We start from the raw sequence: 13497 nt of genomic DNA, 5'->3' as shown, positions 1-13497 counted from the left end.
AGACAAGATCAATGAAACACGTGCGGGGGTTTTCTGAGCCTAGGAGACCCTGTTCGGTGTTTCTAAATTGTCCCACTTTACGGAACAATTATTCACTTTCAGGCCCAATTGTCTTGACTAATTTTCCGTTTCAGAATGGCCACATACCGCAGACAACGCCACCGGGCACCGCGCGGTGAGCCATTCAAACTCAAGCATCAGGAGCTACAAGATGAACGCTTTCAAAAGTACAACTGCAGTCGTCGGTCGTGTATTGCTGGCCGTGCTGTTCCTGCTCAGCGGCTTCAGCAAGCTGACTTCACCAGAAGGCACCATTGCCTACATCGAATCTAGCGGCCTGCCCTTCCCGGTACTGAGCTACCTGGCGGCACTGGGCGTCGAGCTCGGCCTCGCTGCACTGCTGATCATCGGCTTTCAGACCCGCATCGTCGCGGTGGTCATGGCGCTGTTCACCGTGATGGCAGCCTTCGCCTTCCACAACAACCTGGCGGACCAAGGGCAGTTCATCAACTTCTTCAAGAACATCTCGATTGCGGGTGGGCTGTTGCAGATTGCAGCGTTTGGCGGGGGTGCACTGAGTGTGGATACGCTGATGGCCAGCATCAAAGCGCAGGCAGCAGGGAAAACTGTGCTGAAAAATACCTGAAGCAACACTTACATGGCGGACTTTCGGAAGGAGCCAACTCCTTCCGAGAGGTCAGAGTGACAAGGCCTATCAGGATGTCTTCTTGATGACTGGAGGCTTCCAGCTACCGTCCAGGATCGGCTCCTTGCCCCAGTAAGATCGGATGTATAGCGAAATAGGCTCCTTCGGTGAGGGGAGCCAGTTGCTTTCCTTGTCCTTGCCCGGGGAGTTTGGACCAATAAACAGGGTCAGCGAACCATCGGCGTTACGCTTGAGATCCTTGTTCTTGGTGCCCAAGGAGTAGCGATTGAGCTTGTTGGAGCTGAACAGGTGGTGCTGGTTATAAAGCGTCAGTGACCAGAAGCCCTGAACCGGCGGCTCCTCGCCCTTCGCGAAGGTCACTTCATAATTGTGATTACCGCTCAGCTGCTCCCCGTTGGCGTCGAAGTCGGTGTAGAAGTACTGGGTTTCGTTCGGACGGTTCTCGAACATGTTCGACTTGGCCGTCGCGGTGCGGTTGAAGTAGTCATAGCCGAACTGCGCGTTGTTGGTCGAACGCGTCCAGCCGTTGCCGGCCGGCGTACCATTGTGTTTCCACTGGAAAAACGGCTGGATCAATTCCTTCTCTGCCTTCACGGCGGTATCTACCAGCAGCTTCTTCAACGCCGGATCCTTGGCGGCGGCATCCATCAGCGCATTGAACTGCGCGTACAGCGCTTCCTCTCCCGGCTGTGGCGGTACCATCTTCAGCACCTCGGGCAATTCGTCAAAGAACTTCTCCGGCACTACCCAGCGGGTTTCCCCACCGCTGGCCTTGGCCGCATTGGGATTGGGAATGTCCGGTGTGTTCTTCCAATCAATGTTTTTCATCTTCCCGTCAAAATCCTTGAGCGGGTAGAAGACGATCTGGTTGAGTTTCTCCTGGATGGCCGCGCGGTCGTCCTCGGTGTCGTCCATGAAGATACGCGGGATAACATTGTTGAGGGCTGTGGGGCTGCGGATGATCGCCTCGACGCCTTCGGGCTTCTCACCTTTCCAGTTCGGCCCGACCAACAGATAGAAGCCCGGTTTGGTGCCGTATGGTTTGCCCACCTCGCCGAACTGGTCGGTGCGCTGATCGTACATCGCGTAGACCCAGAAGCGATCGCCAAAGTCCGGCACCTGCGCGATCACCGGTTCTTCATCCAGGGAGAAGAAGCCTAGGCCGTAGACCACATCCTGGTTTGGACAGGTCACGAAGGTCTCATCCGGGGTGATGTAGTTGTGCAGCATGCCCAAGTGCCCGCGCGGCGCCACCGGCAGAATGCCGCCCAGCAAGCCGGGGTGCGGCGCCTTGGTAATGGTCTGGCTGCGGTTAAGCTGGTTCACCATCGGCCAGCCCCAAAGATAGGCCATGCGCGCGACAGTCCGCACGTACTCCTCAGGCATCTGCACGCCAGCGGCTGGCAGGGTGATGGGCTTGGCTTGGGTCGCCTGGTCTGTGGCGTGGGCCAGGGGAAGACCGAAATAAAGACTGACGAATGCGGCAGTCAGAGCATTCAATGCAACATTCATTATCGACATCCTTGCATGCGAGAGAAGCGCTGGACAGAGTCGAACGTGAGAATTGCGGCGAGTCACTTGGGCTCGCACCCAGCAATCCGTACCCCGTGAGAGCGTGCAAATGGAGTCTAGACAGGACTTCTGGGTTCGCAATTACCCAGCGAGAACCTTAGCTCTGTATGAAAAGAGGCGTCGCAAATACCGCATGGAGCAAGCCAGTGAGACCATGGCGGAATAACTTTTCGCGAGCTTGGCGAAGGGTGGCAAACGCGGCATGGCGAGCATGCTGAGACTGCTTGGAGAGCGTAACTGAGGTGTGCTGACTGACGCGACCACGGCCCCCTGCAGGAGGCTGTGGTCGCGAAACCAGCTTGTTCCAGATGGAAAACCCTTACTCCACCGTCACCGACTTCGCCAGGTTGCGCGGCTGGTCGACATCAGTGCCCTTGAGCACTGCCACGTAGTACGACAGCAGCTGCAGCGGAATGGTGTAGAGGATCGGCGCCAGCTCATCGACGATGTGCGGCACCTTGATCACATGGGTGCCTTCACCGTTGCTCATGCCGGCATTCTCGTCGGCGAACACCACCAGTTCACCGCCGCGGGCACGCACTTCCTGAAGGTTGGACTTGAGCTTCTCGAGCAGCTCGTTGTTCGGGGCCACCGTCACCACCGGCATGTCATTATCCACCAGCGCCAGCGGGCCGTGCTTGAGCTCACCAGCCGGATAGGCTTCGGCGTGGATGTAGGAAATTTCCTTGAGCTTCAGCGCTCCTTCCATGGCTACCGGGTACTGTGCGCCACGGCCGAGGAACAGGGTGTGGTGCTTGTCGGCGAACAGTTCGGCGGTTTTCTCTACGGTGCTGTCCATGGCCAAGGCTTCGCCCAGACGCGCTGGCAGACGGCGCAGTTCTTCTACCAGCCCGGCTTCGACGCCCGCTTCGAGGGTGCCACGCACCTGGCCCAGGGCCAGGGTCAGCAGCATCAGCGAGACCAGCTGGGTGGTGAACGCCTTGGTCGAGGCCACGCCAATTTCCGGACCGGCCAAGGTCAGCAGGGTCAGGTCCGACTCACGTACCAGCGAGCTGATGCCGACGTTGCAGATGGCCAGGCTACCGAGGAAGCCCAGTTCCTTGGCGTTGCGCAGGGCGGCCAGGGTGTCGGCGGTTTCACCGGACTGGGAGATCGAAACAAATAGGGAGTCAGGCTGAACGACCACCTTGCGATAACGGAACTCGCTGGCCACTTCGACCTGGCAAGGAATGCCAGCCAGGCTTTCCAGCCAGTAACGGGCGACCATGCCGGCGTGGTAGCTGGTACCACAGGCAACGATCTGCACGTTGCGCACTTTGGCGAACAGCTCGGCAGCCTGCGGGCCGAACGCCTGCACCAGCACATGGTCCTTGCCCAGGCGGCCTTCCAGGGTGCGCTGGACCACGGTCGGCTGCTCATGGATCTCCTTGAGCATGAAGTGGCGGTAGGCGCCCTTGTCGGCGGCTTCCGCACCCTCGTGGTACTGCACGGTTTCACGCACCACCGGCTGGCCGGCCTGGTCCCAGATATTCACCTGGTCGCGGCGGATTTCGGCGATATCGCCCTCCTCCAGGTACATGAAGCGGTCGGTGACCTGACGCAGGGCCAGTTGGTCGGAAGCCAGGAAGTTCTCGCCATGGCCCAGGCCGATCACCAGCGGGCTGCCGCTGCGTGCGGCTACCAGACGGTCAGGCTGCTTCACGCTGATCAGCGCCAGGCCATATGCACCGTGCAGGCGCTTGACCGCAGATTTCAGCGCATCGGCAAGGTCCGGCACGGCCTTGAGCGTGTGGTGGATCAGGTGGACGATGACTTCGGTGTCGGTCTGCGAGGTGAACACGTACCCCAGGCCTTTGAGCTCTTCACGCAGCTCTTCGTGGTTTTCGATGATGCCGTTGTGCACCACCGCCACTTCGTTGCCGGAGAAATGCGGGTGGGCGTTGCCTTCGGTCGGCGCACCGTGGGTGGCCCAACGGGTGTGGGCGATGCCCAGCTGGCCGTTGAGCGGCTCGGCGGCCACAGCGGCTTCCAGCTCGGCGACCTTGCCGATGCGGCGGCGGCGCTGCAGTTCGCCCTGCTGGGTATAGACGGCCAGGCCGGCACTGTCGTACCCGCGATACTCAAGACGTTTGAGGCCTTCGATGAGAATGGCCGTGATGTTGCGCTCGGCTACGGCACCAACGATTCCACACATGATTATTGCTCCTGGCTGATCGCGGCGCAGATCAGGTTGATGCCGCGGGCTTGAATCTGTTCGCGTGCCGCAGCGGGCAGGCGTTCGTCAGTAATAAGGGTGTGCACGCTGCCCCAGGGCAGCTCGAGATTGGGGATCTTGCGCCCGACCTTGTCGGACTCGACCATGACGATCACTTCGCGGGCTACTTCGGCCATTACTCGGCTCAGGCCAAGCAGCTCGTTGAAAGTGGTGGTGCCGCGCTGCAGGTCGATGCCGTCAGCACCAATGAACAGCTGGTCGAAATCGTAAGAGCGTAGTACCTGCTCGGCGACCTGGCCCTGGAACGATTCCGAATGCGGGTCCCAGGTGCCACCGGTCATCAGCAGCACCGGTTCGTGCTCGACCTCGCTAATGGCGCGGGCCACGTTCAGCGAGTTGGTCATTACCACCAGGCCGGGCTGACGGCCCAGTTCCGGGATCATGGCGGCAGTGGTGCTGCCGCTGTCGATGATGATCCGCGCATGCTCGCGGATTCGCCCTACTGCGGCACGGGCGATGGCCTTTTTGTAGGCAGAGACAGGCTGTGCGGCTTCACCCAGCATCTCCTGCGGTACCGGCACCGCGCCGCCATAGCGGCGCAGCAGCAGGCCGTTGGCCTCCAGCGCGGCAAGGTCCTTGCGGATGGTCACTTCCGATGTTTCGAAACGCTTGGCCAAGGCGTCCACGCTCACCTCGCCTTGCTCACTGAGCATGGCCAGGATGTTATGGCGGCGTTGGGGGGTGTTTCGTTTCGACATGGGCGGATAAGTTTCGATTCGAAAGATAATGGTTGCAATCAAAACCTAAGATGAGCGTTTCGTCAAGCTGTGGACACCCCATCCACAAAAAAACCGACTTATTCACATAAGTCGGCTTTCAATCGAATCTGCTGTGTATAACTCAGCTTTTCTTGATCTTCTCCGGCCGCTTCCAGCCCGAGATGTTGCGCTGGCGCGCACGTGCCACCGCCAGGTCACCCGCTTCGACGGTCTGATTGATGGTCGAACCGGCCGCTGTAGTCGCGCCCGCCTTGATTTCCACAGGCGCCACCAGTGAGTTGTTGGAGCCGATGAACACGTCCTCACCCATAACGGTCTTGAACTTGTTGGCGCCATCGTAGTTGCAGGTGATGGTACCGGCACCAATGTTGGTGCGCGCACCGATCTCGGCATCGCCCAGGTAAGTCAGGTGGCCGGCTTTGGCGCCTTCACCCAGGTGGGCATTTTTCAGTTCGACAAAGTTACCCACATGGGCCTTGGCCTCAAGCACGCTGCCGGGGCGCAGGCGGGCAAACGGGCCGGCATCGCTGCCCTCGCCCATCACCGCACCGTCGAGGTGAGTGTTGGCCTTGATGATCGCGCCCTTGCGCAGGGTGCTGTCTTTGATCACGCAATTCGGGCCGATCTGCACGTCATCCTCGATGACCACCTTGCCTTCGAGAATCACGTTGATGTCGATCAGCACGTCGCGACCCACCGTCACGTCGCCTCGCACATCGAAGCGCGCAGGGTCGCGCAAGGTGACACCCTGGGCCATCAGCCGGCGGCCTTCGCGCAGCTGGTAGTGGCGCTCGAGCTCCGACAGCTGGCGACGGTCATTGGCGCCCTGCACTTCCATCGGGTCGTGCGGCTGTTCGGTAGCGACCACCAGCCCATCGGCAACGGCCATGGCAATGACGTCCGTGAGGTAGTACTCGCCCTGGGCATTGTTGTTCGACAGGCGGCCCATCCAGTCGGCCAGGCGTGCGGCTGGCATGGCGAGGATGCCGGTGTTGCCTTCCTTGATTGCCTTCTGCGCTTCGCTGGCGTCCTTGTGCTCGACGATAGCGGTCACCTGGCCTTCGCCATCACGCACGATGCGGCCATACCCGGTCGGGTCTTGCAGGGTGACGGTGAGCAGGCCAAGCTGCTTGTCGCTGACTTTGGCCAGCAGGCGCTGCAGGGTTTCCACTTCGATCAGCGGCACATCACCATAAAGGACAAGCACCGTGTCGGCAGTTATTGCCGGCAATGCCTGGGCAACAGCATGGCCCGTGCCCAACTGCTTGTCCTGCATGACGAAATTCAGGTCGTCGGCTGCCAGGCGCTCACGGACCAGCTCCGCACCGTGGCCGATGACCACATGGATGCCCTGAGGCTGAAGCTGGCGCGCACTGTGGATAACATGGCCGAGCATGGAATTACCGGCAACCGGATGCAGGACCTTTGGCAGTGCCGAACGCATGCGAGTGCCTTGGCCGGCGGCGAGAATAACGATATCAAGGGACATTGACTGGCTACCAATCCTGGGCGGTCAGGGGCGTGACCGATGGGCGAATTCAGAAAAAGAAAAAGGGTAGCCGAGGCTACCCTTTAACTCAATCGCAATGCAGGTACCGGCCAGGGCCAGATTACTTGCCTTTGCGCATTTGCTGGACAGTACGCAACTGAGCTGCGGCCTCGGCCAGACGTGCGGCAGCAGCGCCGTAGTCGAAGTCCGAGCTTTTCGCGTTCAGGGCGTTCTCAGCAGCCTTGAGGGCTTCCTGAGCCTGAGCTTCGTCCAGGTCGGCAGCGCGCTGCACGGTGTCGGCAAGAACCTTGACCATGTTCGGCTGCACTTCGAGGAAGCCACCGGAGATGTAGAACACCTCACGATCGCCACCTTGCTTGGTCAGCGTGATCGGGCCAGGCTTGAGATTGGTGATCAGCGGGGCGTGACCTGGAGCGATACCAAGATCGCCCAGGTTGCCGTGCGCTACTACCATCTCGACCAGGCCGGAGAAGATTTCTCCTTCCGCGCTGACGATATCGCAATGGACTGTCATAGCCATCTGCTTGCCTCAACCTGATTAGCGCCCCTTTCGGGGCGCCGGGATTACAGTTTCTTGGCTTTCTCGATCGCTTCGTCGATGCTGCCGACCATGTAGAACGCTTGTTCTGGCAGGTGGTCGTAGTCACCTTTGAGGATGCCGCTGAAGCCAGCGATGGTGTCTTTCAGGGAAACGTACTTGCCTGGCGAACCGGTGAAGACTTCGGCCACGAAGAACGGCTGCGACAGGAAGCGCTGGATCTTACGAGCACGGGCTACCAGTTGCTTGTCGCTTTCGGACAGTTCGTCCATACCCAGGATCGCGATGATGTCTTTCAGCTCTTTGTAGCGCTGCAGAACATACTGAACGCCACGAGCGGTGTCGTAGTGTTCGTTGCCGATCACGTTCGGGTCCAGCTGGCGCGAAGTCGAGTCCAGTGGGTCGACCGCTGGGTAGATACCCAGGGAGGCGATGTCACGGGACAGAACGACGGTGGCGTCCAGGTGGGCGAAGGTGGTCGCTGGGGACGGGTCGGTCAGGTCGTCCGCAGGTACGTATACGGCCTGTACGGAGGTGATCGAACCTTCTTTGGTCGAAGTGATACGCTCTTGCAGAACGCCCATCTCTTCAGCCAGGGTCGGCTGGTAACCTACTGCCGAAGGCATACGGCCCAGCAGTGCGGATACTTCGGTACCGGCCAGGGTGTAACGATAGATGTTGTCGACGAACAGCAGAACGTCGTTACCTTCGTCACGGAACTTCTCAGCCATGGTCAGGCCGGTCAGCGCTACGCGCAGACGGTTTCCTGGTGGCTCGTTCATCTGACCGTAGACCAGCGCTACCTTGTCGAGAACGTTGGAGTCCTTCATCTCGTGGTAGAAGTCGTTACCCTCACGAGTACGCTCACCCACACCAGCGAACACGGAGTAACCGCTGTGTTCCATGGCGATGTTACGGATCAGTTCCATCATGTTTACGGTTTTGCCTACACCGGCACCACCGAACAGACCAACCTTACCACCCTTGGCGAACGGGCAAACCAGGTCGATAACCTTGATGCCGGTTTCCAGCAGGTCGTTGCCGCCTGCCTGGTCAGCGAACGAAGGCGCTGGCTGGTGGATACCGCGACGCTCTTCTTCGCCGATCGGGCCGGCTTCGTCGATCGGGTTGCCCAGTACGTCCATGATACGGCCCAGGGTGGCCTTACCAACAGGAACGGAAATGGCAGCGCCGGTGTCGACGACATCCAGACCGCGCTTCAGGCCTTCGGTCGAGCCCATCGCAATGGTACGAACCACGCCGTCGCCCAGCTGCTGCTGAACTTCGAGGGTGGTTTCCGCGCCTTGTACTTTCAGCGCGTTGTAAACACTCGGCACGACGTCACGTGGGAATTCCACGTCGATGACGGCGCCGATGATTTGAACGATACGTCCGCTACTCATAGCTGGATCCTCTGAATTTTTGAACCGTTAAACCGCGGCAGCGCCGCCGACGATTTCCGAGATCTCCTGGGTGATCGCAGCCTGACGCGCCTTGTTGTAGATCAACTGCAGCTCTTTGATCAAATCACCGGCGTTGTCTGTGGCGTTCTTCATGGCGATCATCCGGGCCGCTTGTTCAGCAGCGTTGTTCTCGACCACCGCCTGGTATACCTGCGACTCCACGTAACGCACCATCAAGCCGTCCAGCAGCTCTTTTGCGTCGGGTTCGTACAGGTAATCCCAGTGATGCTTGAGATCCTGATCCGGGGTTGCCACCAACGGTACCAATTGCTCGACCGTCGGTTTTTGGGTCATGGTGTTGATGAACTTGTTCGAAACCACCGAGAGGCGATCGATACGGCCGTCCAGGTAGGCGTCCAGCATCACTTTGACGGAGCCGATCAGATCGTTGATCGATGGCTCTTCGCCCAGGTGGCTGATCGCTGCTACGACGTTGCCGCCAAAGATGCGGAAGAAAGTCGCACCCTTGCTGCCGATCACGCACAGGTCGATTTCAACGCCCTGTTCGCGGTTTTCGTTCATGTCCTTGACCAGGGCCTTGAACAGGTTGGTGTTCAAGCCACCGCACAAACCACGGTCACTGCTCACCACGATATAACCGGTGCGCTTTACAGGGCGCTCGATCATGAACGGGTGGCGGTATTCCGGGTTGGCGTTGGCCAGATGACCGATCACCTGGCGGATACGCTCCGCGTAAGGACGGCTAGCAGCCATGCGCATTTGTGCTTTGCGCATTTTGCTGACCGCCACTTTCTCCATGGCGCTGGTAATTTTTTGCGTGCTTTTGATGCTCGCAATCTTACTGCGAATCTCTTTTGCGCCTGCCATGTATCACCTATCAGGTTAGCAAGCGGGGGCCTGGGCCCCCGCTGCGGCTTACCAGGTCTGGGTGGCCTTGAACTTCTCGATACCGGCTTTCAGGCCAGCGTCGATTTCGTCGTTGAAGTCACCCTTCACGTTGATCTTCGCCATCAGTTCGGCGTGATCACGGTTGAAGAAGGCGATCAGTGCTTGCTCGAAGCTGCCGATCTTGGAGACTTCTACGTCAGTCAGGAAACCACGCTCAGCGGCGTACAGCGACAGGGCCATGTCCGCGATGGACATTGGCGCGTACTGCTTCTGCTTCATCAGCTCGGTTACGCGCTGACCATGCTCCAGCTGCTTGCGGGTCGCTTCGTCCAGATCGGAAGCGAACTGGGCGAATGCAGCCAGTTCACGGTACTGAGCCAGAGCGGTACGGATACCACCGGACAGCTTCTTGATGATCTTGGTCTGAGCGGCACCACCTACACGGGATACCGAAACACCGGCGTTCACTGCAGGGCGGATGCCCGAGTTGAACATGGCCGATTCCAGGAAGATCTGACCGTCGGTGATGGAAATCACGTTGGTCGGAACGAACGCGGAAACGTCGCCAGCCTGGGTTTCGATGATCGGCAGGGCGGTCAGGGAACCGGTCTTGCCAGTGACTGCGCCGTTGGTGAACTTCTCGACGTACTCTTCCGAAACGCGCGATGCACGCTCCAGCAGACGGGAGTGGAGGTAGAACACGTCACCTGGGTACGCTTCACGTCCTGGTGGACGGCGCAGCAGCAGGGAGATCTGACGGTAGGCAACAGCCTGCTTGGACAGGTCATCGTAAACGATCAGGGCGTCTTCACCGCGGTCACGGAAGAACTCGCCCATGGTGCAGCCGGCGTATGGCGCCAGGAACTGCAGTGCGGCGGATTCCGAAGCACTGGCAACAACCACGATGGTGTTGGCCAGGGCGCCGGCTTCTTCCAGCTTGCGAACGATGTTGGCAACGGTGGAGCGCTTCTGGCCGACAGCAACATAAACACAGAAAATACCGGAGTCTTTCTGGTTGATGATGGCGTCGATGGCCATGGCGGTCTTGCCGATCTGGCGGTCACCGATGATCAGCTCGCGCTGGCCACGGCCGACAGGGATCATGGCGTCAACGGACTTGTAACCAGTCTGTACAGGCTGGTCTACCGACTTACGCCAGATCACGCCTGGGGCCACTTTCTCGACCGCGTCGGTCTGGGTGTTGCCCAGAGGACCTTTGCCGTCGATCGGGTTACCCAGTGCGTCAACGACGCGACCCAGCAGTTCCTTACCAACCGGAACTTCCAGGATGCGGCCGGTGCACTTGGCGCTCATGCCTTCGGCGAGGGTGTCATAGGCACCCAGGATCACCGCACCAACGGAGTCTTGCTCCAGGTTCAGTGCCATGCCGAATACGCTGCCAGGGAACTCGATCATTTCGCCGTACATGACGTCGGCCAGACCGTGGATCCGCACGATACCGTCGGATACCGAAACAACGGTACCTTCGTTACGGGCTTGGGAGCTCACATCGAGGTTGTCGATGCGGCCCTTGATGATTTCACTAATTTCGGAAGGATTGAGTTGCTGCATTGCTCTGCTGCCCCTTCAAACTCAAGATTTCAATGCTTCGGCCAGTTTCGCGATCTTGCCGCGAACAGAGCCATCGATTACCAGGTCACCAGCGCGGATGACGACGCCGCCAATCAGGCTGGCATCCTCCGACGCGTGCAGGCGAACTTCCTGGCCTAGCCGTGCACTGAGAACCTTGGCGAGTTTGTCTTGCTGTTCTTGGTTCAACGCGAAGGCACTGGTGACTTCCACGTCCACGGATTTCTCTTGCTCGGCCTTGTACAGGTCGAACAGGGCGGCAATCTCCGGCAGAAGCAGGAGACGGTCGTTTTCCGCGGCAACATGAATGAAATTCTGTGCCTGTGCATTGAACTTGTCACCGCACACGTCAATGAACGTGGCGGCCTTTTCTGCGCTCGTCAGTCGCGGGGCCTTGAGCAGGCGCTGCATGGTGTCGTCTTGCGACACCGCAGCAGCCAGGCCGAGCATGGCTGACCAATTGGCCAGTTGCTGATGGGCCTGGGCATGCTCAAAGGCAGCCTTAGCGTAAGGTCGGGCCAACGTGGTCAGTTCTGCCATGATCGCCCTCGCTTAAATTTCAGCGGCCAGTTTGTTAACCAGCTCCGCATGCGCGTTTTGATCGATTGTGGCGCCAAGGATCTTTTCAGCACCGCCAACGGCCAGGGCACCCACTTGGGCACGCAGGGCGTCTTTGGCACCGTTCAGTTCCTGTTCGATCTCGGCCAGAGCCTGAGCCTTCACACGGTCAGCTTCGACGCGGGCCTGGTCACGGGCTTCCTCGACAAGCTGAGCAGCGCGTTTCTTGCTTTGCTCAATGATTTCGGCTGCCTGTGCTTTAGCTTCACGCAGTTGCTGACCCACTTTCTCTTGGGCCAGCTCCAGGTCGCGAGCTGCGCGGTTGGCAGCGTCCAAGCCGTCGGCAATCTTCTTTTGACGCTCTTGCAGAGCAGTGATGACCGGAGGCCATACGTACTTCATGCAGAAGAGTACAAAAATCAGGAAGGCAACGGATTGGCCAATCAGGGTTGCATTAATGTTCACGCCAACACCTCGCTCGGTCTTAATTCATCACAGCCATCAACTCGTGGTTACGAGTGATTAGCCGGCGATCTGACCAACGAACGGATTCGCGAAGGTGAAGAACAGAGCGATACCAACACCGATCATGGTTACGGCGTCGAGCAGACCGGCAACGATGAACATTTTCACCTGCAGCATTGGAACCATCTCAGGCTGACGAGCAGCGCCTTCCAGGAATTTGCCGCCCAGCAGGCCGAAACCAATGGCGGTACCCAGAGCACCCAGGCCGATCAGCAGAGCAACAGCGATAGCGGTCAGACCAACTACAGTTTCCATCTTTCCTCCCGACTTTTACGTCGTATTGGTTAGGTTTTAAAGTTGAAGCGGTAAAACAAATCGTTTGGTACAGCTGCCCTTGCGGACTTTTAAAGCCCTCCCCCCAAACGAGCGGGGAAGGCTACAAGACACGCCAGGCGGTCTTAATGGTTATCTTCATGAGCCATCGACAGGTAGACGATGGTCAACATCATGAAGATGAAAGCTTGCAGGGTGATGATCAGGATGTGGAATACAGCCCACGCCCATTGCAGCACTACACCCAGGCCGCTCAGCCAGAGCAGGCCGGAGCCGAACATCACGGCAATCAGGATGAACACCAGCTCGCCGGCGTACATGTTGCCGAACAGACGCAGTGCCAGCGAGATCGGCTTGGCGATCAGGGTGACGAATTCCAGCAGGAAGTTCACCGGGATCAGCAGGATCTGCACGAAGATGTTCTTGCTGCCGAACGGGTGCAGGGTGAGTTCACCGATGAAGCCGCCCAGGCCCTTGACCTTGATGCTGTAGAAGATGATCAGGGCGAACACGCAGAAGGCCATGGCCAGGGTCGCGTTCGGGTCGGTGGTCGATACCGCACGGAACGGAATGTGCGGGTCACCGGAGATCAGGATGGCCAGCTGAGGAATCCAGTCGACCGGTACCAGGTCGACGGCGTTCATCAGGAATACCCAGACGAAGATGGTCAGCGCCAGCGGAGCAATGACCGGGCTACGGCCGTGGAAGGAGTCTTTCACGCTGCCATGGACGAAATCGACCATCACTTCGACGAAGTTCTGCAGGCCGCCAGGCTGGCCGGAGGTCGCCTTCTTCGCCGCCATGCGGAAGATGAACAGGAAGATCAGACCCAGCGCGACGGACCAACCCAGGGTGTCCACGTGGAACGCCCAGAAGCCCATTGCCTTGGCTTCTGCAGCCGAATGGGCAAAGCCCCAGCTGCCGTCTGGTAATTGACCATAGGTCAGGTTCTGCAAGTGGTGCTGGATATAACCCGAAGCGGTTTCTTCTGCCATGG

The 13497-nt window shown here is 59.1% G+C and carries 13 protein-coding genes; 1 reads left to right on the top strand and 12 read right to left on the bottom strand.

Annotated elements, in window-relative coordinates; all coding sequences use genetic code 11:
• Nucleotides 1-211 precede the first annotated feature (211 nt).
• A complete protein-coding gene (locus tag ACIPW4_RS00710) occupies nucleotides 212-646 on the top strand; it encodes a DoxX family protein (protein WP_400654002.1) in 435 nt (144 codons plus the stop codon).
• 69 nt (nucleotides 647-715) lie between these two features.
• Here ACIPW4_RS00710 and ACIPW4_RS00705 read toward each other — a convergent pair whose 3' ends face one another.
• The 12 genes from ACIPW4_RS00705 to atpB all read right to left on the bottom strand — a co-directional run bounded on the left by ACIPW4_RS00705 (nucleotide 716) and on the right by atpB (nucleotide 13495).
• Nucleotides 716-2179, bottom strand: a complete 1464-nt coding sequence (locus tag ACIPW4_RS00705; protein WP_400654000.1) for a DUF1254 domain-containing protein — start codon at nucleotides 2177-2179, stop codon at nucleotides 716-718.
• 379 nt (nucleotides 2180-2558) lie between these two features.
• Complete coding sequence (glmS, locus tag ACIPW4_RS00700; protein ID WP_400653998.1) at nucleotides 2559-4394, bottom strand: glutamine--fructose-6-phosphate transaminase (isomerizing); 1836 nt, start codon at nucleotides 4392-4394, stop codon at nucleotides 2559-2561.
• Nucleotides 4395-4396: 2 nt separating this feature from the next.
• Nucleotides 4397-5173 (bottom strand): DeoR/GlpR family DNA-binding transcription regulator, encoded by a 777-nt coding sequence (locus tag ACIPW4_RS00695; protein WP_400653996.1) that lies wholly within the window; start codon nucleotides 5171-5173, stop codon nucleotides 4397-4399.
• A 142-nt stretch (nucleotides 5174-5315) separates the two neighbouring features.
• On the bottom strand, nucleotides 5316-6683 hold the full coding sequence (glmU, locus tag ACIPW4_RS00690) for a bifunctional UDP-N-acetylglucosamine diphosphorylase/glucosamine-1-phosphate N-acetyltransferase GlmU (protein WP_400653994.1): 1368 nt from the start codon (nucleotides 6681-6683) through the stop codon (nucleotides 5316-5318).
• Between the two features lie 121 nt (nucleotides 6684-6804).
• Nucleotides 6805-7224: a F0F1 ATP synthase subunit epsilon gene (locus ACIPW4_RS00685; protein WP_033695933.1), complete on the bottom strand. Its 420-nt coding sequence runs from the start codon at nucleotides 7222-7224 to the stop codon at nucleotides 6805-6807.
• Nucleotides 7225-7268: 44 nt separating this feature from the next.
• Nucleotides 7269-8645 (bottom strand): F0F1 ATP synthase subunit beta, encoded by a 1377-nt coding sequence (atpD, locus tag ACIPW4_RS00680; protein WP_008092236.1) that lies wholly within the window; start codon nucleotides 8643-8645, stop codon nucleotides 7269-7271.
• A 27-nt stretch (nucleotides 8646-8672) separates the two neighbouring features.
• On the bottom strand, nucleotides 8673-9533 hold the full coding sequence (gene atpG, locus ACIPW4_RS00675; protein ID WP_400653992.1) for a F0F1 ATP synthase subunit gamma: 861 nt from the start codon (nucleotides 9531-9533) through the stop codon (nucleotides 8673-8675).
• A gap of 48 nt (nucleotides 9534-9581) precedes the next feature.
• Nucleotides 9582-11126 carry a F0F1 ATP synthase subunit alpha gene (gene atpA / locus ACIPW4_RS00670; RefSeq protein WP_016712768.1) on the bottom strand — a complete coding sequence of 515 codons (1545 nt, stop codon included), beginning with the start codon at nucleotides 11124-11126 and terminating at the stop codon, nucleotides 9582-9584.
• A gap of 21 nt (nucleotides 11127-11147) precedes the next feature.
• Nucleotides 11148-11684, bottom strand: coding sequence for a F0F1 ATP synthase subunit delta (locus ACIPW4_RS00665; RefSeq protein WP_003253191.1), 537 nt, complete (start codon nucleotides 11682-11684; stop codon nucleotides 11148-11150).
• Between the two features lie 12 nt (nucleotides 11685-11696).
• Nucleotides 11697-12167 (bottom strand): F0F1 ATP synthase subunit B, encoded by a 471-nt coding sequence (locus ACIPW4_RS00660; RefSeq protein ID WP_400653990.1) that lies wholly within the window; start codon nucleotides 12165-12167, stop codon nucleotides 11697-11699.
• Nucleotides 12168-12224: 57 nt separating this feature from the next.
• A complete protein-coding gene (gene atpE / locus ACIPW4_RS00655; protein ID WP_003097235.1) occupies nucleotides 12225-12482 on the bottom strand; it encodes a F0F1 ATP synthase subunit C in 258 nt (85 codons plus the stop codon).
• 143 nt (nucleotides 12483-12625) lie between these two features.
• Complete coding sequence (gene atpB / locus ACIPW4_RS00650) at nucleotides 12626-13495, bottom strand: F0F1 ATP synthase subunit A (RefSeq protein WP_167063655.1); 870 nt, start codon at nucleotides 13493-13495, stop codon at nucleotides 12626-12628.
• Between the last annotated feature and the right edge of the window lie 2 nt (nucleotides 13496-13497).

It is taken from the genome of Pseudomonas sp. NPDC089996, from assembly GCF_044748405.1.
Taxonomy (GTDB): Bacteria; Pseudomonadota; Gammaproteobacteria; order Pseudomonadales; family Pseudomonadaceae; genus Aquipseudomonas.
Note: the sequence above shows the minus strand (reverse complement) of the source record. Positions and strands in the feature narration are given on the sequence as shown.